At 62.9% G+C, this 20,929-nt stretch carries 20 protein-coding genes; 14 read left to right on the top strand and 6 right to left on the bottom strand.

All coding sequences use genetic code 11. From position 1 onward, the window contains the following. Positions 1-189 precede the first annotated feature (189 nt). The 7 genes from ACVIW0_RS12000 (at position 190) to ACVIW0_RS12030 (ending at position 6,799) form a co-directional block, all read left to right on the top strand. On the top strand, positions 190-1,350 hold the full coding sequence (locus tag ACVIW0_RS12000; RefSeq protein ID WP_461352518.1) for an ABC transporter ATP-binding protein: 1,161 nt from the start codon (positions 190-192) through the stop codon (positions 1,348-1,350). Continuing rightward, positions 1,350-2,567: an ABC transporter ATP-binding protein gene (locus ACVIW0_RS12005; protein ID WP_461352519.1), complete on the top strand. Its 1,218-nt coding sequence runs from the start codon at positions 1,350-1,352 to the stop codon at positions 2,565-2,567. Before ACVIW0_RS12000 ends, ACVIW0_RS12005 begins: the two co-directional genes overlap by 1 nt. Further along, positions 2,564-3,355, top strand: coding sequence for an ABC transporter permease (locus tag ACVIW0_RS12010; protein ID WP_461352520.1), 792 nt, complete (start codon positions 2,564-2,566; stop codon positions 3,353-3,355). Before ACVIW0_RS12005 ends, ACVIW0_RS12010 begins: the two co-directional genes overlap by 4 nt. A 13-nt stretch (positions 3,356-3,368) precedes the next feature. Further along, a complete protein-coding gene (locus tag ACVIW0_RS12015; protein ID WP_461352521.1) occupies positions 3,369-4,076 on the top strand; it encodes a WbqC family protein in 708 nt (235 codons plus the stop codon). Next, positions 4,069-4,587: a GNAT family N-acetyltransferase gene (locus ACVIW0_RS12020; protein ID WP_461352522.1), complete on the top strand. Its 519-nt coding sequence runs from the start codon at positions 4,069-4,071 to the stop codon at positions 4,585-4,587. The genes ACVIW0_RS12015 and ACVIW0_RS12020 overlap by 8 nt, the downstream gene beginning before the upstream one ends. Positions 4,588-4,595: 8 nt before the next feature. Then, a complete protein-coding gene (locus ACVIW0_RS12025; protein WP_461352523.1) occupies positions 4,596-5,339 on the top strand; it encodes a hypothetical protein in 744 nt (247 codons plus the stop codon). A gap of 155 nt (positions 5,340-5,494) precedes the next feature. After that, a complete protein-coding gene (locus ACVIW0_RS12030; protein WP_461352524.1) occupies positions 5,495-6,799 on the top strand; it encodes a nucleotide sugar dehydrogenase in 1,305 nt (434 codons plus the stop codon). A gap of 65 nt (positions 6,800-6,864) precedes the next feature. Here the strand turns inward: ACVIW0_RS12030 and ACVIW0_RS12035 are convergent, their stop codons facing one another. Then, on the bottom strand, positions 6,865-8,226 hold the full coding sequence (locus ACVIW0_RS12035; protein ID WP_461352525.1) for a hypothetical protein: 1,362 nt from the start codon (positions 8,224-8,226) through the stop codon (positions 6,865-6,867). A gap of 291 nt (positions 8,227-8,517) precedes the next feature. Here ACVIW0_RS12035 and rfbA point away from each other — a divergent pair, with 291 nt between their 5' ends. From rfbA to ACVIW0_RS12065, 6 genes are all read left to right on the top strand, one after another. Continuing rightward, on the top strand, positions 8,518-9,408 hold the full coding sequence (gene rfbA, locus ACVIW0_RS12040; RefSeq protein WP_461352526.1) for a glucose-1-phosphate thymidylyltransferase RfbA: 891 nt from the start codon (positions 8,518-8,520) through the stop codon (positions 9,406-9,408). Between the two features lie 11 nt (positions 9,409-9,419). Next, positions 9,420-10,478, top strand: a complete 1,059-nt coding sequence (gene rfbB, locus ACVIW0_RS12045; protein ID WP_461352527.1) for a dTDP-glucose 4,6-dehydratase — start codon at positions 9,420-9,422, stop codon at positions 10,476-10,478. A gap of 113 nt (positions 10,479-10,591) precedes the next feature. Then, a complete protein-coding gene (locus tag ACVIW0_RS12050) occupies positions 10,592-11,422 on the top strand; it encodes a class I SAM-dependent methyltransferase (RefSeq protein WP_461352528.1) in 831 nt (276 codons plus the stop codon). 208 nt (positions 11,423-11,630) lie between these two features. Further along, positions 11,631-12,692, top strand: a complete 1,062-nt coding sequence (locus ACVIW0_RS12055; protein WP_461352529.1) for a Gfo/Idh/MocA family protein — start codon at positions 11,631-11,633, stop codon at positions 12,690-12,692. Then, on the top strand, positions 12,689-13,156 hold the full coding sequence (locus tag ACVIW0_RS12060) for an acyltransferase (protein WP_461352530.1): 468 nt from the start codon (positions 12,689-12,691) through the stop codon (positions 13,154-13,156). Before ACVIW0_RS12055 ends, ACVIW0_RS12060 begins: the two co-directional genes overlap by 4 nt. Positions 13,157-13,174: 18 nt before the next feature. Beyond that, positions 13,175-14,272 (top strand): DegT/DnrJ/EryC1/StrS family aminotransferase, encoded by a 1,098-nt coding sequence (locus ACVIW0_RS12065; RefSeq protein ID WP_461352531.1) that lies wholly within the window; start codon positions 13,175-13,177, stop codon positions 14,270-14,272. 32 nt (positions 14,273-14,304) lie between these two features. On the opposite strand, the gene ACVIW0_RS12070 is transcribed toward ACVIW0_RS12065, so the two are convergent. Together ACVIW0_RS12070 and ACVIW0_RS12075 are read right to left on the bottom strand one after the other, a co-directional pair. Continuing rightward, positions 14,305-14,835 (bottom strand): HAD-IIIA family hydrolase, encoded by a 531-nt coding sequence (locus ACVIW0_RS12070; protein ID WP_461352532.1) that lies wholly within the window; start codon positions 14,833-14,835, stop codon positions 14,305-14,307. Between the two features lie 104 nt (positions 14,836-14,939). After that, positions 14,940-16,163: a phenylacetate--CoA ligase family protein gene (locus ACVIW0_RS12075; protein ID WP_461352533.1), complete on the bottom strand. Its 1,224-nt coding sequence runs from the start codon at positions 16,161-16,163 to the stop codon at positions 14,940-14,942. Between the two features lie 107 nt (positions 16,164-16,270). On the opposite strand from ACVIW0_RS12075, the gene ACVIW0_RS12080 reads away from it, so the two are divergent. After that, complete coding sequence (locus tag ACVIW0_RS12080) at positions 16,271-17,422, top strand: AGE family epimerase/isomerase (RefSeq protein ID WP_461352534.1); 1,152 nt, start codon at positions 16,271-16,273, stop codon at positions 17,420-17,422. A gap of 75 nt (positions 17,423-17,497) precedes the next feature. Here ACVIW0_RS12080 and ACVIW0_RS12085 read toward each other — a convergent pair whose 3' ends face one another. The 3 genes from ACVIW0_RS12085 to ACVIW0_RS12095 all read right to left on the bottom strand — a co-directional run bounded on the left by ACVIW0_RS12085 (position 17,498) and on the right by ACVIW0_RS12095 (position 20,929). Continuing rightward, positions 17,498-18,337: an ABC transporter ATP-binding protein gene (locus ACVIW0_RS12085; RefSeq protein WP_461352535.1), complete on the bottom strand. Its 840-nt coding sequence runs from the start codon at positions 18,335-18,337 to the stop codon at positions 17,498-17,500. A gap of 183 nt (positions 18,338-18,520) precedes the next feature. Beyond that, positions 18,521-19,804, bottom strand: coding sequence for an ABC transporter substrate-binding protein (locus ACVIW0_RS12090; RefSeq protein WP_461352536.1), 1,284 nt, complete (start codon positions 19,802-19,804; stop codon positions 18,521-18,523). A 51-nt stretch (positions 19,805-19,855) separates the two neighbouring features. Next, entirely contained in the window at positions 19,856-20,929 is a 1,074-nt protein-coding gene (locus ACVIW0_RS12095) for a branched-chain amino acid ABC transporter permease (protein ID WP_461352537.1), read from the bottom strand.

A 20,929-nucleotide genomic window follows, 5' to 3' on the forward strand; every position in this document is an offset into this window, starting at 1 on the left:
TATGTGTACTTCGACCTTGGAAATGTTTGAACGACCGATTGTTAGTTCTTCACCTGATTGTCGGGTAGTCCGTTATTCGTGGTCAATCCGATTGGTCGCATGGCTCGCTTGGCTCGCGGTCCAGAGGCGGATGCAAATTGTGCCAGAATGGCGTTACATCTGTCGGCATAGGCAGCAGGCGAAGGCATGATGTCGCGGGCCGTTGCGATCACCTGTCAGGGCGTCTCGAAGAGTTTTGCACTTGTCGACGGCGGCAGCGCCTGGCGACTGGCATTTGGACTGCGCGGCGATGTCCCTCACTTCACGGCGCTGGAGGACGTCAGCTTCGACGTACCCAAAGGACAGTTCCTGGGTGTGCTCGGCCGCAACGGGGCCGGCAAGTCGACGCTGCTTCGGGTCATCGGCGGCGTTTACGCGCCGGATTCCGGCCGGGTCGCGGTGCACGGGGCGATGTCGGGCCTCTACGAGCTCGGCCTCGTTGGCAATCCGGAGCTCACCGGGCGGCAATACGCCGATCGGCTGTTGACCGTGCACGGGTTTTCGCCCGGGGAGCGCGCGGCAATGATCCTGGATATCCACGACTTCTCCGAACTTGGAGACCGGTTCGAGGACCCGGTACTGACATATTCAGCCGGCATGAGCGCGCGGCTCTATTTCTCGACCGCGACCGCCGGGCAATACGAGGTCTATCTGCTCGACGAGGTGCTTGCGGTCGGCGATCAGCATTTTCAGTCGAAGTGCTGGCGGCGATTGCGCGAACGGGTCTCAGGCGGGGCCTCGGGTGTCCTCGTGACGCACGATTGGTCGGCGATCGTGCGCCTGTGCGAAACGGCGCACGTGCTGGACCGTGGCAAGGTGGTCTTTTCCGGGCCGGCAGAACGTGCCGTGCGGCGCTATCTCTACGGCGAGCAGGCTAAATCGACCTACCGGGACGGCATCGCGCGCTTCGCGAGCGCGCCGGTCTACCCGCGCACGATCATGACGGGAACGGATTTCAGTCTTGAGGCCAAGGTCGAGATCCTCGCCCGGGCGGAGGTCGGTGTGGTGGTTGCGGTCGAGCGCCTGCAGCCGGCCTACGGCTGGGAGACCGGGCTGATGTCGCGCCGGACCACGCCGGTCGGCGAAGAGCCGGGGCGCTACGCGTTCAGCGTCGATATTCCGGCATTGCCGCTGCCGCCGGGCAGCTATCAGATCAGCATGCACCTGGTGATGTCGGACCTGCACAACTCGGCGGTCAAGATTGTCCTCGACGGATTCAGCTGGCTCGACGGCAACGGGCTGGAGCTCGGCGTCGAGGGGATGGACGGACGCGGTTTCAGCCTGCCGGCCGAGTGGAAAGTGGTCGGTTGATGCGCGCGGCAATTCGGGTGAGGGATGTAGCCAAGGTTTTTGCGCTTGCCGACCATGGCGGCGGCCCCGTGTCGCTGATCGAGGCGCTGCGCACCGGCAAGCGCGAAATCACGACGCGTCATGTGCGGGCACTCGACCAGATCAGCTTTGCGGTGGCTGAGGGCGAACGCGTCGGTATCATCGGCCGCAACGGTGCCGGCAAGACGACGTTGCTCTCAATCATTGCGGGGCTGACAGAGCCGACCTCAGGCTCTGTGGAGGTCGATGGCGACCTGCACGCGATGCTTACCGTGGGCGCGGTGCTGCGCGAGGACATGAGCGGCCGCGACAACATTTTCCTCGACGCTGCCGTGCACGGCCGCAGCCGGCAGCAGATCGATCAAGTCGCCGATGAAATCATCGCGTTCGCCGAACTCGGTGAATTCATCGATCGCCCGGTGCGAACCTATTCTTCGGGGATGAAGGCCCGTCTCGCGTTCTCGATGGGCGCGTTCATCAATCCCGACATTCTCGTCATCGACGAGACGCTCTCGGTCGGCGATGCCTTCTTCGCGGCCAAGGCGACGCGGCGCATGCGGGAAGTCGCGGCCAGTGGCCGTATTGTCATCGTCGTGAGTCATGGTCTCGGTTCGATCGTCGAAATGTGCTCACGATGCCTCTGGCTCGATGGCGGCCGGCTTGTCATGGACGGCTCGCCCCAGGTCGTCACCAAGGCCTACGAAGCCGCCGTGCGCGAGGCGGATGAGGCGGAGCTGATGCGCAAGTTTGAAGGGCGCTTGGCGGATCGGGCTGCGCCGCTTCAGCTCGATGCGGTCGAAATCATTCAACGCGGAGACGCATGCAAGGCGACCGCGCTTGCGATGGTGCCGTTGGCGATCGTGGTGCGGGGCCGGATCGATCCGGCCCTGCCGACGCTTGATCTCGAGCTTGTTCTGACGCGGGTCGACGGACGACTGGTCTGGCGGCGGCGTCTTGGGGAGGTGGGCAAGGTGCTGCCGGCGTCGGGACCCTTCACAGTCACCATCAATATGGATCCCTTCGTACTGGGAGCCGATCTGTATCGCTTCGATGTTGCGCTCCTCGGTCAGGGATGCGACGGGGAAGTCACGTCGCGCGTGCTGGAGGTCATCGACGAGGAAGGGCAGGTCGGTGGGCGTCCGCTGATCTTCTACCCTCCGCGGATCGCCGCGCGACGCCTTGAGGATATCAGGACATGATGCTGGCGGGCTTTGATCGGCGAGACCTCGGCATGCTGAACAATTTGTTCCGCATGACGCTGGGCGACCGTTATCTGGGGTCGGCGCTGGGCCTGGTATGGGCTGTGCTGTCGCCGCTGATGCTGATGTGCATTTTCACGTTCGTGTTCACCGTGGTTTTTCCAGGACGGTTGCCAGGGCGTACGGGCGCCTTACCTTACGTGATCTGGCTGCTCAGCGGTTACGGGCCGTGGCTCGCGATCAGTGAAGGCTTGTCGGCGGCAACGACGTCCGTGGTTGGAAATGCCGGTGTCGTGAAGAACATTGCCTTCAAGTCGGAGTTGTTGCCGATGGTGGGCGCCCTGATGGGGATCGTGCCGCTCGTCGTCGCGTTCGCCATCATATTCATCTTGCAGGTCATTTCAGGAGAGATGCCGGGTACGGGTTACCTGGCGCTGCCGCTGATCGTGGCCCTCCACATCCTGTTCGTGTCGGGGCTGGGATTGTTCTTGGGAGCGCTCAACGTCTTTGTACGGGATACCGCACTGGCGCTGCCGAATGTGCTCACCGTCCTGCTGTTCGCCTCTCCGATCTTCTACCCACTGTCGTCCTACCCGGATTTCATTCGGCCCGTTCTGCAATTCAACCCGTTCTATGTCATCGCGGAGTGCTACCGCCTGGCAGTCGTGGACGGGGCGATGCCGAGCCTCTGGATGATCTGTTATCTGGCAGCGATTGGCGCGGCCATCTTCTGGGCCGGGCTGTGGTGGTTCCGCCGGCTCAAATCGTTCTTCGATACACGGCTGTAGCGAGTGTCATGCAATGGGGTGCCTCGTTGCGATCCATCAACCCAACTTCTTTCCGTGGCTCGGATACTTTGACAAGATCCGGCGTGCGGACGTGTTCGTGCTGCTCGATGCCGTCGATTATCCGCGCTCGGGATCGGGCGGCATGGGTTCGTGGTCGAACAGGGTACGAATTGCGATCCAGGGCGAGGCGCGCTGGGCCACCTGTCCGGTCCGTCGGCTGCCGTCGGGGGCACCTATCAATGCCGTGGAGATCGACGACGGCCGGCACTGGCGTCGCAAGATGATTGCGACGCTGCAGGCAAGTTACGGCAAGACGCCCCACTTTGGCGAGGCGATGGCGCTGCTGCAGCCCCTGATCGAGCAGCGTGAAACGAACCTTGTCGCGTTCAACATCGCGGCCATCAAGGCGATCGCGGAGCACCTCGGCCTTGCGACCCGATTTCAACGGCAGTCCGAGCTACCGCATGCAGGCAAGGCGACGGAACTGCTGATATCACTCGTCAAGGCGGTCGGCGGGGATGCTTACCTTGCCGGCGGCGGTGCTGGAGGCTATCAGCAGGACGACCTGTTCCAGGAACATGGCATCCGTCTGGTAAACCAGGGTTTCGTGCCCCTGCCTTATGGCCCGCACGAGGCGTTCATTCCGGGCCTTTCCGTGATCGACTATCTGATGTGGGAGGGGGGCCCGGCGACGGCATTACCTGGAGGCAGCTATGATTAGAGGGCAGGTCATCGCGCTGACTGAAATTCGAAACGAAGACTCTCCGCAATTGTTTCAATGGATCAACGATCCCGATACGGTCCGTTTCAACGCTCCATTCTCGCCGGTTCACGAGACCACTCATGAGAGTTGGCTGAAATCGGTCGTCGCTTCAACGACCAAGATCGTCTTCGCCATTCGCGCGCTTCCAGACCTTCGTTTGATCGGCGTCGTGCAGCTGATCGATCTTCATCCGATCCATCGTACCGCCGAACTGACGATCCGGATCGGACACGAGGCTGAGCGCGGTCGTGGCGCGGGAGCGGAGGCGGTGGCGCTTGCGATTGATTTTGCCTTCAAGGACCGAAATCTTCAACGCGTGTGGCTCACAGTATTCGCCGGCAATGTACGGGCCATCAAGGCATATCAGAAAGCTGGTCTGGCCATCGAAGGCACGATGCGGCGCGCTTGCTTTATCGACGGAAAATGGACGGATCAGGTGGTAATGGCCAAACTTCGGAATTACGCTTGAGCTTCAATATGACCAATCAGGCTTTCTCCGAATTCACCGAGATCGGTTTTCGACAACTACTGCTGCTGCTCAAGGCTGGTGGCTACCGGTTCGCGCGATACGGCGAGCCCGCCGGCGGCAGGCACGTGATCTGGCGTCATGACGTTGACGTCTCGATGCATCGTGCAGCCGCGCTGGCTGAGATCGAGGCTGAGGAGGGAGCGGTTGCGACCTATTTCGTCAATCCACATTGCCCATTCCACAATTTGCTAGAACCTCAAATCATGGCGCTGGTGCGCCGGATCGCCGGCCTAGGTCACGAAATCGGACTGCACTTCGATGCCGGTGCTTATCCGGTGACGCACTGGAACGACGCGGAACTTGCCGCGGCCGTGCAGCACGAACGGCGCCTACTTGAGCTCGCGCTGGAAGTTCCCGTTCGCTGCATGAGTTGGCACAATCCCGACATGACCAATCTGCTCGAGTTCGAAGCGGAGGAGATCGGCGGGTTGGTCAATGCCTATGCTGGCCGATACAGGCGCGATTACGTCTACTGTTCCGACTCCAACGGGTATTGGCGTTTCAAGCCGATGTCGGAAGTGATCACGCATGGACATCGCCAACTCCACCTTCTCACTCATCCCGAATGGTGGACGCCGGAGCCCATGGCGCCCTCGGAGCGTATTGATCGCGCGATCCTCGGACGGGCGAGCTACGTTCGCCGTGACTACGACCTGGTGCTACAGGTGGTCGGGCGCCACAATTTGAAATAGGACGACGGGGGGCGGCCGCTGGTATTGGTGGCCACCCACCGCTTTAGGGCTTGTCGGAGGGGGGCGGGGCGTCTAAGCAACCGTCGCCAAAGGCGCTCGACCTTGCGGATTTTTCGGCAGCTGATTTCAACACACACCACCTATGAGCGTTAGACATGAATACCGAACTGATCGATAGGCTGGACCGCAAGACCGCCAGGATTGGCATCGTGGGCTTGGGCTATGTCGGCCTGCCGCTCATGCTTCGCTACAGCGAGGTCGGTTACAAGGTCATTGGCTTTGATATCGACCAGACCAAGGTCGATGCGCTTCGGGCCGGGCGTTCTTACATCGAGCATATTTCTAGCGACAGCATCAAGGGAGCGACCGAGCTCGGCTTTGAGCCGACCACGGATTTCTCTCGTGCGAAGGAGGTCGACGCGTTGATCCTCTGCGTCCCGACCCCGCTCAACAAATATCGCGAGCCAGATCTGAGCTTCGTGCTGAACACGACGGATTCGCTGCTTCCATATCTCCACCGGGGGATGGTGCTGTCGCTCGAAAGCACGACCTATCCGGGCACGACCGAGGAGGAATTGAAGCCACGTATCGAGAAGTGCGGCTTCACCGTCGGCAACGACATCTTCCTCGTCTTCTCGCCGGAACGGGAAGATCCCGGCAACCAGAATTTTTCGACCCGGTCGATCCCGAAGGTCTGCGGCGGTTGCACCCCCGCCTGCCTCGAGGCCGGCATCGCCCTCTATCGCCAGGTGATCGACAAGGTCGTTCCGGTGAGCTCGACGCAGGCCGCCGAGTTGACCAAGCTGCTGGAGAACATCCATCGTTCGGTGAACATCGGCCTCGTCAACGAAATGAAGATGGTCGCCGACAAGATGGGGATCGACATTCACGAGGTGATCCGCGCCGCCGCGACCAAGCCGTTCGGGTTTGTTCCGTACTATCCCGGTCCCGGCATCGGCGGCCATTGCATTCCGATCGATCCGTTCTACCTGACCTGGAAGGCGCGGGAATACGGCATGCATACGCGTTTCATCGAGCTCGCCGGTGAGATCAATTCCTCGATGCCGGACTACGTGGTGTCGAAGATCTCGCTGGCCCTCAATCAGCGGCACAAGTCGATTAGCGGCAGCTCGATCCTGGTTCTCGGCATCGCCTACAAGAAAAATGTCGATGATGTTCGCGAATCGCCTTCGGTGCTCCTGATGGAAAGGCTTCGCGATCTCGGCGCCAAGATCGCCTACAGCGATCCGCACGTCCCCGCATTCCCGAAAATGCGAGCGCATTCGTTCGACCTGTCGAGTGTCGCGCTCACCGAGGACAATCTGCGGCGCTTCGACTGTGTCCTGCTCGCGACCGATCACGACAAGTTCGACTATCAACTGCTCGGCGCGCATGCTCCGCTGCTGGTCGATTGCCGTGGCAAGTTCCCGCAGCCGGCAGACAACATCATTCGCGCGTAGGCGTTCCGGCTGCCCTCGCAGCCGGTACGGCCTGTTGGAGAGCGATGGCCGGCACGTTCGGAGCGCTAGCCGGCGTGCGCCTCTTGTAGATGTTCGGTTACGGTGGCGGTCAATGCGGCCTTCCGATCGAAGGCCGACCGCGGTGCAACGTACCAGAGCAGGAAGAGCAGCACGGTGCCGTTGGTCAGCAGCGCTGTCGAAAGCGGTACGTTGAGGAGAACCTGAGGCAGAAGCCCGGCGGATATCAGCACGAATTGCGACGGCAAGCCGGACGACAGGCGATTTCCGAGTGCGATGATCAGGCCGCAGCCCAGCGCGGACAGCGGGGCAAGCACAAGCCCGACCGAAGCGATTCCTTCGGTGGCGAACAGCGAAGCATTGAAGGCGCCGAGATCGTAGGCCTTGGCCATGACAGCCCATATCGGCTCGTCGTAGGCGCACGGGACCACGAGCTTCACCACGTTGATCTGGCAGAAATGGGTCAGCGGGTGCGCGGAGAAGTAGTTGTTGTAAACTTCGAGGGCGAGCGAGGGGATCGCGATCATCCTGTTGTTGACGGTGCCGAAATAAACCATCCCGGGCTTGAAAGGAACCAGGCCAATCTTGACCAGGCCGAACAGGATCGCGCCAATCAGGACAGGCACGAAGAATGAAAGGATCGTAGCGACCCTGGCCTCGGCCAGCTTGCAGATGAGCGCCAGAAACAGCAGCCAGACCGGCGCGAACAGCGCCATCTTGGTCAGCATGATCGGGTAGAACAGAAGCATCAGAAGTAGCGCGATCCCGGCCTGCCAGAGCCGCTTGCTGGTGACGAAGCAGGCAAAGGCGAGCGGCAGCAGCGCATTTGAGGCGATCCAGGTCGCGTATCGCAAGGCGCCCGGTAGCGCCAGCTCCGCGCGATATTTGTACATCTCCGAGAGGTCGACCAGCTTGAGATTGTACAGAGAGCCGATCCCGATGATAGCCGCTGAGACGAGCAAGATGACGGACGGCATCATGTGAAAGGCGCGTTCCGGCATCACGACAACCTGCCGCACGGGCGCGATGATGAGCAGCGCAGGGGCGAGGAACGCAAATGCCGACAGCACGATCGAGACGAGCGCCAGGCGGTGATCGTAGTCAAGCAGTGAAAATTCGACTAGCCAGAGATATCCAAGCACCATGACGTAGAAGTAGAAGCCGACGAGGTATCCGAAGCTGAACCGACCGATTACGAACACGATCACGACCGGACTGAACGCCAGGACGTTCACGATCGCAGCCGCAAGATGCGACTTGTCGAAGCCGATGATGCCTGGGAAGGATTCGGTGACCGTGATGCAGTACAGCGAGATGCAGCACACCACGATGTGGGCATAAGCGAGCAGGGCAAGTTTGGCCTGGCGCCAACCGAAACCAGGCTCCAGCTCAATAGCGCGATCGTTCATTCTCATCTACCGCCGTGTCGGCTGTGCGTCTGGACTGGTTCGTTGGTGGTTTCGTATTGGGCAGACTAACCCTACACGATCGCCAACCGATGTCGCCTCTTGGGTCAGGGACATGGCACGACACGGGTAAGACGACAAGAATTATGCTTGTATTTCTTTCTATTATTTCTGCCCAAGAGCGCAAATGCGGCTTGCTGCTTCGGCGTGACCGCGCGCCCGTTACCGGGCGGCACGTTTGCCGAACCTCGGGCCTCTGATAGACTATTGGGATAATTGCACAGGCGGGATTGAATGAAGGGCATCATTCTTGCTGGTGGTACCGGGTCGCGCCTCTACCCGGTGACAACCGTGGTTTCGAAGCAGCTCCTGCCGATATTCGACAAGCCGATGATCTACTATCCGCTGTCGACCTTGATGCTGAGTGGCATCCGGGAGATTCTGATTATCTCTACGCCTCAGGATCAGCCGTTGTTTCGCCGATTATTGGGCGACGGCTCGGACTTCGGCCTCAAGCTGGAGTATGCCAGCCAGGATCATCCCCGTGGGCTCGCCGATGCCTTCATCGTCGGGCGCGATTTCGTCGCTGACGACAGCGTCGCCTTGATCCTCGGCGACAATCTCTTCTTCGGCCACGGGCTCCCCGAAATGCTGGCGCGCGCCGCCGCGAGAGTCTCGGGGGCCACGATTTTCGGCTATGTTGCCAAGCGGGCTCAGGACTACGGTGTCGTCGAGCTCGACGCGGATGGAAGGGCGATTTCGATCGAGGAGAAGCCGCGCCAGCCAAAATCCAATTTCGCCGTGACGGGCCTGTACTTCTACGACAACGACGTCCTGAAGATTGCGTCCTCGATCAGGCCCTCGGCCAGAGGCGAACTCGAGATCACAGACGTCAATCGCGCCTACATGAATCGTGGCGATCTGCATGTCGAGATTTTGGGGCGCGGCTTCGCGTGGCTGGACACCGGGACGCACGCCTCGCTGGTCGAAGCCAGTCATTTCGTCCAAATTCTCGAGCAGCGCCAGGGCCTGCGGATTGCGTGTCCGGAAGAGATCGCGCTGAGGCTCGGCTACATCTCGCTCGAGGCCTTTCGTAGCGCCGCACTTCGCAATGCGAAGAGCAGCTATGGCGAGTATCTTCTGTCGATCTATGATCTGTTTGCCAATTCGAGACCGTCGAGCTGAGGTCGGGGCCAGTGCTGCCTAGCAAAGCAATCATCTTTGTCACCGGAGGAGCCGGTTTCATCGGCTCTGCCGTCATACGCCGTTTGCTGGACTGCACCGACGCCTCGATTGTCAATGTCGACAAGATGACCTACGCGTCCAGCCTTCACTCGGTGCCGTCGGCAGTCGGCAGCGAACGCTACGTTCTCTCGAGAACGGATATCTGCAACAGCGCGGACTTGCGCAGGCTGTTCGATCATTACCGGCCTCAGGCGGTCATCCATCTTGCTGCGGAAAGCCATGTCGATCGCTCGATCGACGCTCCCGGCGATTTCATTCAGACCAATGTTGTGGGCACCTTCACGCTGCTGCAGGAGTCCCTCCGCTACTGGCGCGCGTCGGAGCCTGCCGAGCGCGACGCATTCCGGCTCGTTCATGTCTCGACGGACGAGGTGTTCGGCACGCTGGGGATCGATGGCCATTTCGTGGAGACGAGCCCCTACGCGCCGAACTCGCCTTATTCGGCCAGCAAGGCCGCTTCCGATCATCTCGTACGTGCGTGGTACCAGACCTACGAACTGCCGACCCTGGTGACAAATTGCTCCAACAACTATGGACCCTATCAGTTTCCCGAGAAGCTGATCCCTCACATGATCATCCGGGGATTGGCCGATGAGGCGCTGCCTGTTTACGGCGATGGTCAGCACGTCCGTGACTGGCTGTATGTCGAGGATCATGCGGACGCGTTGATCCGCGTTCTTCAGCACGGGAGAGTGGGGGACACCTACAATATTGGCGGCAGGAGCGAGCGAACGAATCTCGAGGTCGTGGAACTGCTCTGTGCACTGCTCGATCAGGCCAAGGGAGCCGAGGCGGGCGCGCACAGGCGCCTGATCTCGTTCGTCAGGGACCGTCCGGGTCATGATCGCCGCTATGCCATCGACCCGTCCAAGATCGAGCGGGACCTCGGCTGGAACCCGCAAGAGAGTTTCGAAACTGGCATCAGGAAAACGGTATATTGGTACCTAAACAACAGGCCCTGGTGGGACGAGATTCTGCGGCGAGGCTACCAGACTCAGCGGTTGGGATAGCGGACGCGCTTCCGGGCTCGCGGGGCTTTGGTTGTTGGCAGAACGAGCAATACCGGATATTCGGCGTCGGATGCGTCGAGACACATTCCTTGGCTGAAGCAGGTAGGGCCGCAATGACTGAAACTCAACAGGCGATCGACGCCGCCAATGCGGCGTTCTGGGACGAATTGTGCGGCTCGGCAGCCGCGCGGGCATGGGGGATCACCGATTCCTCGATGGAATCGCTGCGTCGCTACGACGAGAATTATTTCCAATTCTATCCGTATCTCGAAAAATACATCGATTGGAAGTCGATGCGCGGCAAGCGCGTGCTCGAGATCGGGCTTGGTTACGGCAGCGTCTCGCAGAAGATCGCGGAGAGCGGCGCGGACTTCACCGGCCTCGATATCGCTGCGAATCCGTGCACGATGGTCAATCACCGGATCGCGCAGAGCGGGCTGAAGGGCAGGGCCGTTCAAGGCAGCATCCTCAGCAACTCGCTTCCCGACAATTCGTTTGATGCGGTTGTCGCGATCGGCTGCCTGCATCATACCGGCAACCTTGCTGCCGCGATCGCGGCCTGCCGCCGGCTGCTGGTGCCGGGCGGACGCCTCATCGGCATGGTTTATTACGCCTACTCCTATCGGCAGTTCGTGCTCGAGCCGAAGCGCGTGCTTCGCTATATGATGCGTGAACTCGGAGGCTATCGCGGGACCTTCCGCGACGGTGAAACGGGCGCCTATGATAAAACGCAGGACGGTTCGCTCGCGCCGGCGACCGAGTTCATCTCGGCCAGGTCTCTGCAGACGCTCTGTGCGGGATTTTCGAATTTTCAGGCCACACCCGAGAACGCCGATCAGGAGCGGCCATTCCAACGATGGAAGCGTCCTCAGCTCCTTGCCTCGCCAATTCCGCGGTACTGCGGACTCGACATCTATTGGAGCTGCAACAAGTCGGGCGCCTGAGCCAAATGTCCTGGTTTGAGGCCGCAGATTTCGGGACTGGTCGGTTGCGCAGGCCTGGGCGCCATGACGCAGCGAGCCCGGCGCATGGCCTTGCCTAATCCCGAGTTTTCCGGGTAATGGACCTTACCGCGTGGCCGGAAGGCCGCTTGTTCCCTCGGCTCTTCGGCCGGCCGCAACGGCCGGCCACGAGACAAGACAGGGCCTGTGCATGATCAGATTTGGCCTGCTCGGATGCGGGCGTATCGCCAAGCGTCACTCCGATCTCCTGGGTGGCAATCACATCGCGGGGGCGAGCCTGGTCGCGGTCTGCGATCCGATTCGCGCGCGCGCCGATGTGGTTGCCGGCAGGTTCGGCGTCCCGGCTCATTACGACATGGACGAGTTCCTGGCGCGCAAGGATATCGATGCGGTTGCGGTTTTGACGCCGAGCGGGCTGCATCCCGCGCATGTGATCGCCTGCGCGAGGGCCGGCAAGCATGTCGTGGTCGAGAAGCCGATGGCACTGCGGCTGCAGGATGCCGACGACATGATCCGGGCCTGCGACGAGGCCGGCGTCAAGATGTTCATCGTCAAGCAGAACCGCTTCAACGTGCCGGTGGTCAAGGCGCGCGAGGCGCTCGACGCCGGCCGCTTCGGCAAGCTGATCCTGGGGACGGTCCGGGTGCGCTGGTGCCGCGACCAGGCCTATTACGACCAGGACGATTGGCGCGGCACCTGGGCCTATGACGGCGGCGTGCTGACCAATCAGGCCAGTCACCATGTCGACATGCTGGAGTGGTTCTTCGGCGACGTCGTTAGCGTGCATGCACGCGCGGCGACGGCGCTGGCCAACATCGAAACCGAGGACACGGCGGTCGCGACGCTCAAGTTCCGCAACGGCGCGCTCGGCATCATCGAGGCGACCACCGCGGCGCGTCCGACCGATCTCGAGGGCTCGCTGTCGATCCTCGGCGAAAAGGGCACGGTCGAGATTTCTGGGTTTGCCGTCAACCAGATCCGGCACTGGCGCTTCGTCAACGAGCTGCCATCGGACAAGGACGTGGTGGAGAAGTTCTCGGTCAACCCGCCCAACGTCTACGGCTTCGGCCACCAGGCCTACTATCATCACGTGGTCGACTGCCTGGAGAACCAGCGCGCGGCGCTGGTCGACGGGCTCGAGGGCCGCAAGAGCCTGGAGCTGATCTCGGCGCTCTATGAGTCGATCGAGACCGGCGAGGAGGTGGCGCTGCGCTTCACGCCGCGGCTGAGCCGGCTGGGTGTCGCTTCGTGAATCGGCCGGACGTGCATCAGGCCAGCGTGCGCGATGTCGCGTTCGGAGAACGCGTCAAGATCGTCGAACCCTGCAATCTCTACGGCTGCACGCTCAGCGATGATTGTTTCGTCGGGCCGTTCACCGAAATCCAGAAAGGCGTGGTGATCGGCGCACGTACCCGCGTGCAGTCGCATGCCTTCGTCTGCGAGCTCGTCACCATCGGCGAGGACTGCTTCGTCGGCCACGGTGTGATGTTCGTCAATGACACGTTCGCAACCGGCGGTCCGGCGCGCGGACGCAAGGAGCTGTGGCGCGAGACCGTGATCGGCAACCGCGTGTCGATCGGCTCCAACGCCACGATCATGCCGGTCAGGATCGCCGACGACGTCGTCATCGGCGCGGGATCGGTTGTGACCAAGGACATCACGACGCCAGGCACATATGCCGGCAATCCGGCGCGCCGGCTGCTGGCGAGCCAGTAGGGCAACAGGGGGATATCGATGGCTGTGCCGTATGCCGACTTGCAATTGCAATACCAGTCCATCAAGGGCGAGATCGATGCAGCGATCGCCGGCGTGATCCGCGACAACGCCTTCATCCGCGGCGGCTATGTCGACGCCTTCGAGCGCGAATTCGCCGCCGCCGCGGAGGTCGCGCATTGCGTATCCTGCGCCAACGGCACCGACGCGCTCTATCTCGCGATGCGGGCGCTGAAGGTGAAGCCGGGCGACGAGGTGATCACGACGGCGCATTCCTGGATCTCGACCGCGGCGATGATCACCCATTCCGGTGCCACCGTCGTGTTCTGCGATACCGATGATACGACGTTCACGATCGATCCGGCCGCGATCGAGGCGGCGATCACGCCGCGCACGGTCGGCATCATCCCGGTGCATCTCTACGGCCAGCCCGCGGACATGGACGCGATCATGGGGATCGCGCACAAGCACAAGCTCTGGGTGATCGAGGATTGCGCCCAGGCCCATCTCGCGCGCTACAAGGGCCGCATGGTCGGCACGTTCGGCGAAGCCGCGACCTATTCGTTCTATCCCGGCAAGAATCTCGGCGCGATGGGCGATGCCGGCGCGGTCGTCACCAACGACAAGGCGCTGGCTGAGCAGATGGCCATGCTGGCGCGCCATGGCGGGCTGGTGAAGCACCAGCACCACATCGAGGGCATCAACAGCCGGCTCGACGGCATGCAGGCTGCGATCCTGTCGGCCAAGCTGCCGCATCTGGCCGCCTGGACCGAGGCTCGGCAGGCGGCCGCCGAAGTCTATGATGCCGGCCTCAATCAGATTGAGGACGTCGTGGTGCCCGAGGTCGCGCCGGCGCGCAGCCACGTCTATCACCTCTACACGATCAGGCATCCGCGCCGCGATGCGCTCGCCGCCCATCTCAACGCCAACGGCGTGCAGACCGCGATCAACTATCCCACCGCGTTGCCGTTCCTGCCGGCTTATGCGCGGTTCGACCACCGGCCGGAGCAATTCCCGAACGCGCATCGCGATCAGGGCCGGATTCTCTCGCTGCCGATGTTCGCCGAGATCACGCGCGAGCAGCAGGACGAGGTGATCGAGCTGGTCCGAAGGTTCTGATCTCGATCCTGGCTTCGCGCCTCGCGCGGCGCTCAGCTTCGTTGCAGCAGAGGTCTCAGGAACAGCTCCAGATTGGGGCCTGAGAACAGGTATCCCTTCAGACCGGCCGCGCGCGCCGCCTCGAGATCCCTCGGCTGGTCGCCGACCAGAAAGCTCTGCTCGAGATCGACCGGGAAACGCTCCAGCAGATCATTGATCATGCCCGGCGAGGGTTTGCGGCGATGGCTGTCCTGCCGATACCGCTCCACAGTCCCCTCAGGATGGAACGGGCAGTACTCGAAGGCGTCGATACGGGCGCCGATCTTGCCGAGCTCAGCCGCCATCCAGTCATGCAGCTGCTGGACGTGTGCTTCCTCATAGAGGCCTCGTGCAACGCCGGACTGGTTGGTCACGACAAAGGCGTAGTAGCCCAGGTCGTTGACGGCCTTCACCGCCTCGCGCGCGCCGTCGATCCAGATCAATCTGTGGCTCTCGAACAGGAAGCCGATGTCCCTGTTCAAGACGCCGTCCCGATCGAAGAAAACCGCCGGTCGTCGCGGCTGATCTGTTGAAGCGCTGCTCATGAGCTGATGATCCGTTCGTCTCCACGCGGCATGGGCCTGCTCAATAGTTCACAATGCCGCGCGCGACAAATCCGGACCGACCACGCTTCGGGTGATTTCGGCGGTTATCGCTCGTCCGCGATCACCTTGCCGTCATTCGGCAGCGAACCGCTACCGACCAACTCGACGGCTCCGCCGAGCTTTGTCACGGCGCGCAGTGTTGCCGCAACCTCATTCAGCAGGATCTGCGACGCTGAGGCACATTCGGCCCGCAGCGTCATCGCGTCGGCCTCGCCGGCGCGCGTGACCACGAGGCGCAGCCGTCCGAGTTCGGGATGGCGCTTGCCGATCTCCGCGATCTGCTCGGGGCGCACGAACATGCCCTTCACCTTGGTGGTCTGGTCGGCGCGGCCCATCCAGCCCTTGATCCGCATGTTGGTGCGTCCGCACGGGCTTGCACCGGGCAGGGCGGCGGTCAGATCGCCGAGCGCGAGGCGGATCCAGGGATGATGCGGATCGAGCGAGGTCACCACGATCTCGCCGACGTCGCCGGGCGCAACGGGATCGCCGGTGCCGGGCTTGACGATCTCCAGGATCAAATCCTCATTGACCGTCATTCCTTCGCGCGCCGGCGTCTCGAACGCGATCAGGCCGAGATCGGCCGTGCCGAACGCCTGGTAGGCCTCGACGCCGCGCGACTTCATCTCCACCTGCAGCGATTTCGGAAATGCGGCGCCCGAGACCAGAGCGCGCTTGATCGAGGAGATGTCGCGGCCGGCGCTAGCCGCGGCGTCGAGCAGGATCTTCAGGAAATCGGGGGTGCCGCTATAGCCGATCGGGCGATAGGCCTCGATCAGCTCGAATTGCTGCTCGGTATTCCCCGGGCCCGCCGGGATCACCGCGCAGCCGAGCGCCCGCGCGGAGGCGTCGAAGATGAAGCCGCCGGGGGTCAGGTGATAGCTGAAGGTGTTCAGCACCACATCTCCCTCGCGAAAGCCGGCCGCAAACAGCGCCCGCGCGCCGCGCCACGGGTCCGCCTGGCGGCCCTCGGGCTCGAAGATCGGTCCGGGCGAGGTGAACAGCCGGGCGAACGAGCCGGGCTTGTCGGCCACGAAGCCGCCGAATGGCGGCGCCGCCTTGTGCAGGGCCGGCAGTTCCGACTTGCGCAGCACCGGCAACCCCGCCAGCGCCGCCCGGCCGGTGATGGAGGCGGGATCGATACCCCTGAGCAGGTTGGCGTAGGCAGGCGCCGCCATCGCCTTGCCCAGCACCTCCGGCAGCCGGGCGAATAGCGCGGCCTCGCGCGCGGCCGGGTCGCGCGTTTCAAGGGCGTCGTAATAGTCGGTCATGGCAGGTCCTTTGGCAGGTCCTTGAGAGGATGTGCGCAGGTTGCGTGCCGGTCCGCCCGTGCTATCAGACGGTGACCGCTGACAGTGGGACGGTTCCAGGAATCACGATGGCTGAGGCAGAGAGCGTTGCGGCGGACGGCGCCGCCGATGTCGTCGCGAGGTTGAAGCGCCGCATCATCGACCAGGCGCTGCCGCTGTGGTCGACCACAGGCTGGGACGGCACCGCCGGCGGCTTTGTCGACCGGCTGCATCAGGATGGGACAGCCGATCACGCGGCGCCGCGCCGGGTCATGGTGCAGGCCCGCCAGATCTATTGCTACGCCAAGGCAGCCCAGCTGGGCTGGTATCCGGACGGGCGCGCAATCGCGCTGAAGGGGCTGGAGTACCTGCTCGCCAAGGCCAAGGCGCCGGACGGCCGGCCGGGCTTCGTCTACAGCCTGACGGCGGAAGGCGGTGTGCACGACCCGCTGCGCGACACCTATGGCCATGCCTTCGTCCTGCTCGCGCTGGCGACCGTCTACGGCCTCGACCAGGACGCCCAGGTCCGTGCCGAGATCGACGCGCTGCTGGCGTTCCTCGACAAGCAACTGCGTTCGCCCCATGGCGGCTTCCAGGAAGGCCTGCCGCCGTCGATGCCGCGCCGGCAGAATCCGCAAATGCATCTGTTCGAGGCGATGATCGCCTGCTTCGACGCGACGCACGATCTGTCGTTCCAGAACCGCGCCGGCGATTTCTTTGCGCTGTTCCTGGCCAATCTCTACGACAAGCAGACGCGCACGCTCGGCGAATATTTCGAGGAGGACTGGTCGAAGATTCCGCCGGTCAGCGTCGAACCCGGGCACCTCGCGGAATGGGTCTGGCTGCTGAAGGGGTTTGAGCGCATCACCGGCTGCCCCACCGGGCGCCCGCGCGGCGAGTTGCTGGCGTCGGCGTTGCGCTATCGCGACGCCGCCACCGGCTGCCTTGTCGACGAGGGCGACGCCGAGGGCAGCATCCGCCGCCACACCAGACGGCTGTGGCCGCAGAGCGAGCTGGCGAAAGCGTGGATCGCGCAGGCCGAGTCGGGCGAAGCCGGCGCCGCGGACGAGGCGCGCGCGGCGCTCGTGCTGCTGGAACGGCATTATCTCAGCCATCCAGTGGCCGGCGGCTGGTACGACCAGTTCGACCGCGACGGCAATTCGCTGGTCGCCACGATCCCGGCGTCGTCGTTCTACCATGTGCTCTGCGCGGTCACCGAAGCCGAGCAGGTGCTCAGCTAGAACCGTCTTCATGGCTGGAAGCGCTTTCTGCACGCGAACTGGTCCTCAACTCCGCGCGAAAAGCGCGCCATGGCCTCACAGCCAGCGCTTGCGCCGCTTGAAGCTCTTCAAATTCTTGAAGCTCTTGCGCTGGTCGCCGGCGCCGCCGAGGTAGAATTCCTTGACGTCCTCATTGTCGCGCAGCTCGTCGGCGGAGCCGTCGAGCACCACCTTGCCCTGTTCCATGATGTAACCGTGGCTCGCAACCGACAGCGCGGCGCGCGCGTTCTGCTCGACCAACAGAATCGTGACGCCGAGATCGCGGTTGATCTCCTTGATGATCGCGAACACTTCCTTGACCAGCAGCGGCGACAACCCCATCGACGGCTCATCCATCAGGATCATCTTCGGGCGCGCCATCAGCGCACGGCCGATCGCAAGCATCTGCTGCTCGCCGCCCGAGAGATAACCGGCGAGCCCGGTGCGCTCCTTCAGGCGAGGGAAATATTTGAACACCATGTCGATATCATCAGAGACCTCGCCGTCGCGCCGGGTGAAGGCGCCGAGCCGCAGATTCTCCAGCGAGGTCATGTCGGCGACGATGCGGCGGCCCTCCATCACCTGGAAGATGCCGCGGCGGACGATCTTGTCCGGATCGATGCCGTTGATGCGCTGACCCTCGAACAGGATCTCGCCGCGGGTGACCTCGCCGTCCTCGGTCTTGAGCAGGCCGGAGATCGCCTTCAGCGTGGTCGATTTGCCGGCGCCGTTGGCGCCGAGCAGCGCCACGATCGCGCTCTTCGGCACCTCGAGGCTGAGGCCGCGCAGCACCAGGATGACGTCGTCATAGACGACCTCGATGTTGTTGACACTGAGCAGCGGCGGCGGCGGGACGGCCGTCGGCACCGGGCGGGTGGTCTCGAGGGTTTCGTTCATGGTCTCGATCACTCTCCCCTGTCGTCACCCGCGTTTCGTGCGCAACGGCGCATCAGAGCGGAATGACCCGGTATTCCAGAGACGCCAGCGATCAATCGAGAGGCCGCGGCGTACTGGATCCCCCCCGCTGTCGCGGGGGATGACGATTGTTGTCGAGGCTGCGCTGGTGGCAGCCTCACGACCTCACCAGCCAAACCATTCCGGCTTGCGCGGCAGTTCGACAGTCTTCACCTTCTCGAGCTTGATCGTGCCCTTGCCCATCAGGTCGTTGATGTCGCCATCGGTCGCGCCCGAGACCTTCGAGCGATAGAGGTCGACCTTCGTGGTCGGGCGGTGATCCTTCTCCGTCCAGGTCGAGGGATTGCAGACGCCGTCCATGCCTGATGGCACCCAGTCCTTCTTCTGGTAGAAGCCCTTGGCGACGTTCTCGCCGGTGGCGCCGCCATTCTTGGCGGCCCAGTCGAGCGCTTCCTTCAGATAGAGCGCGCTGCAGACTGCGGCGATGTAGTGCACGGGCCGATAGACCTTGCCCGACGGGTCGGACATCTTGGAGATTTCCATCACCGTCTTCATGCCGGGCGCGTTGCCGCCCCAGCTCACCGCGGTGCGCAGCGGGAAGATGACGCCGTCGGCTGCATCGCCGGCGGTCTTCGCCGCGTTCTCATCCATGCCCCAGACATTGCCGAGGAACTGAACGTCGACGCCGGCGGTCTTGCAGGCCTTCAGCACCGAGATGTTCGAGGCCGCGGTGTTGCCGAGATAGGCATAGTTCGCGCCGGAGCTCTTCAGGCTGAGGCACTGCGCCGAATAGTCGCCGGGCGTCAGCGCGAACACCAGCGGCGGCAGCACCTCGAAGCCGAGCTCGGTCGCAAGCGCTTCACCGGCCGCCTTGGGGGCGTTGGGATAGGGATGGTTGGCGCCCATATGGACGAATTTCGGCTTGCCCGGCTTGCCCTTGGCCTTCCAGTCCTCGGCCGCCCAGGTCAGCATCGCGCGCATCGAATCCGAATAGCTCGGACCGTAGAAGAAATTATACGGCGCGGGCTTGGCCTTGCCGCTGGTGCCTTCCGGATCGGTCAGCGCGGCGGCGTAGGAGCCGGAGATGTCCGGGATCTTGTCCTGTGCCAGGAAGCCGGTGAGGGCCTCGGTGTCCGCCGTCCCCCAACCCATGATCGCCGCGACCTTGCCGTCGGGCGCCGACCACTTCTTGTACAGTGCGATCGCGCGCGGTACCTGGTAGCCATAGTCGTTGCTGTCGACATTGAGCTGCTTGCCGCCGATGCCGCCGTTCTTGTTGACCCAGGCGAAGGTATCCGCGACGCCCTGGCCATAGGGCGTGCCCACGTCCGAGGTGCCGCCCGAGAGGTCCTGCAGATGCCCGATGGCGATCTGCGCCTGTGCGGTGGCGGCCGCGCTGCTGATCAGCAGCGCGAGGGAGACCGAGCTCAAAAGGGATCTAATCGTCATTGTTGTTTCCTCCTGCTTATTCGTTGAACCGAATTTGAGTTGCCCGATGCGTCAGTGCGAGAACGGGTAAAGCTTCCAGTAGGCCTTGATCTGCCGCCAGCGATGCGCGAGGCCGTCCGGCTCGAACATCAGGAAGCCGATGATGATCAGGCCGATCGCGATCTCGCGCAGGAAGGTGATGTTGTTGTTGAGCTGCAGCGCCCTGTCGATGGTGCCGCCCTTCAGCCAGGCGCTCAGCCATTCCATCGATTCCGGCAGCAGCACCACGAAGGCCGTGCCCATCAGCGTGCCCATCACCGAGCCGGTGCCGCCGATGATGACCATCGCGAGGAACAGCACCGAGCGCTCGATGCCAAAGCCTTCCTGGGACACGACGAGCTGGTAGTGCGCATAGAGCGCGCCCGCGATGCCGGCAAAGAAGGCGGCCAGCCCGAACGACAGCGTCCGGTACTTGGTGAGGTTGATGCCCATGATCTCGGCGGAGAGATAGTGGTCGCGAATCGCGACCAGCGCGCGGCCGTCGCGGGTGCGCATCAGATTGGTGACGAGCAGATAGCTGACCACCATGTAGGCGAGCACGACGTAGAAGTACTGCCGATCGCCGCGCAGGGTGTAGCCGAAGATCGAGAACGGGTTGGCGCTCGCCGGCACCGAGCCGCCCGAGAACCATTCGGCGCGCGAGAAGAAGTCGAGCAGGATGTACTGCGCGGCCAGCGTCGCGATCACGAGGTAGAGTCCCTTCAGCCGCGCCGCCGGCACGCCGAAGATCAGGCCGACCAGCGCCGTGATCACGCCGGCGAGGGGGATGGCGAAGAACACCGGGATCGGCGCGTTGTTGGAGATGTAGGCCGAGGTGAAGGCGCCGAACAGGAAGAACGCGGCGTGGCCGATCGAGATCTGGCCGGTGAAGCCGACCAGGACGTTGAGGCCCAGCGCCGCGATCGCGAAGATGCCGATCTGGATCGCGATCGAGAGCAGGTAATTGGACAGCAGCATCGGCGCAAAGCAGGCGAGCACGATGCCGAGAATCGCAAAATTGCGGCTGGTCGCGGTCGGGAAGATCGTGGTGTCGGCCGCATAGCTGGTGCGGAAATCACCTGACGGAATGAGGGTGCTCGTTGCCAT

The sequence above is a fragment of the Bradyrhizobium sp. USDA 4454 genome (assembly GCF_054822705.1).

Excerpts from the sequence above, each read along its gene's own strand:
- ACVIW0_RS12020 (WP_461352522.1), top strand. The coding sequence starts at position 4,069 with ATGATTAGAGGGCAGGTCATCGCGCTGACTGAAATTCGAAACGAAGAC.
- ACVIW0_RS12010 (WP_461352520.1), top strand. The coding sequence starts at position 2,564 with ATGATGCTGGCGGGCTTTGATCGGCGAGACCTCGGCATGCTGAACAAT.
- ACVIW0_RS12030 (WP_461352524.1), top strand. The coding sequence starts at position 5,495 with ATGAATACCGAACTGATCGATAGGCTGGACCGCAAGACCGCCAGGATT.
- ACVIW0_RS12065 (WP_461352531.1), top strand. The coding sequence starts at position 13,175 with ATGGCTGTGCCGTATGCCGACTTGCAATTGCAATACCAGTCCATCAAG.
- ACVIW0_RS12090 (WP_461352536.1), bottom strand. The coding sequence starts at position 19,804 with ATGACGATTAGATCCCTTTTGAGCTCGGTCTCCCTCGCGCTGCTGATC.
- ACVIW0_RS12025 (WP_461352523.1), top strand. The coding sequence starts at position 4,596 with ATGACCAATCAGGCTTTCTCCGAATTCACCGAGATCGGTTTTCGACAA.
- rfbA (WP_461352526.1), top strand. The coding sequence starts at position 8,518 with ATGAAGGGCATCATTCTTGCTGGTGGTACCGGGTCGCGCCTCTACCCG.
- ACVIW0_RS12050 (WP_461352528.1), top strand. The coding sequence starts at position 10,592 with ATGACTGAAACTCAACAGGCGATCGACGCCGCCAATGCGGCGTTCTGG.
- ACVIW0_RS12080 (WP_461352534.1), top strand. The coding sequence starts at position 16,271 with ATGGCTGAGGCAGAGAGCGTTGCGGCGGACGGCGCCGCCGATGTCGTC.
- ACVIW0_RS12055 (WP_461352529.1), top strand. The coding sequence starts at position 11,631 with ATGATCAGATTTGGCCTGCTCGGATGCGGGCGTATCGCCAAGCGTCAC.
- ACVIW0_RS12005 (WP_461352519.1), top strand. The coding sequence starts at position 1,350 with ATGCGCGCGGCAATTCGGGTGAGGGATGTAGCCAAGGTTTTTGCGCTT.
- ACVIW0_RS12085 (WP_461352535.1), bottom strand. The coding sequence starts at position 18,337 with ATGAACGAAACCCTCGAGACCACCCGCCCGGTGCCGACGGCCGTCCCG.
- ACVIW0_RS12035 (WP_461352525.1), bottom strand. The coding sequence starts at position 8,226 with ATGAACGATCGCGCTATTGAGCTGGAGCCTGGTTTCGGTTGGCGCCAG.
- ACVIW0_RS12070 (WP_461352532.1), bottom strand. The coding sequence starts at position 14,835 with ATGAGCAGCGCTTCAACAGATCAGCCGCGACGACCGGCGGTTTTCTTC.
- ACVIW0_RS12095 (WP_461352537.1), bottom strand. The coding sequence starts at position 20,929 with ATGGCAACGAGCACCCTCATTCCGTCAGGTGATTTCCGCACCAGCTAT.
- ACVIW0_RS12015 (WP_461352521.1), top strand. The coding sequence starts at position 3,369 with ATGGGGTGCCTCGTTGCGATCCATCAACCCAACTTCTTTCCGTGGCTC.
- ACVIW0_RS12000 (WP_461352518.1), top strand. The coding sequence starts at position 190 with ATGTCGCGGGCCGTTGCGATCACCTGTCAGGGCGTCTCGAAGAGTTTT.
- ACVIW0_RS12075 (WP_461352533.1), bottom strand. The coding sequence starts at position 16,163 with ATGACCGACTATTACGACGCCCTTGAAACGCGCGACCCGGCCGCGCGC.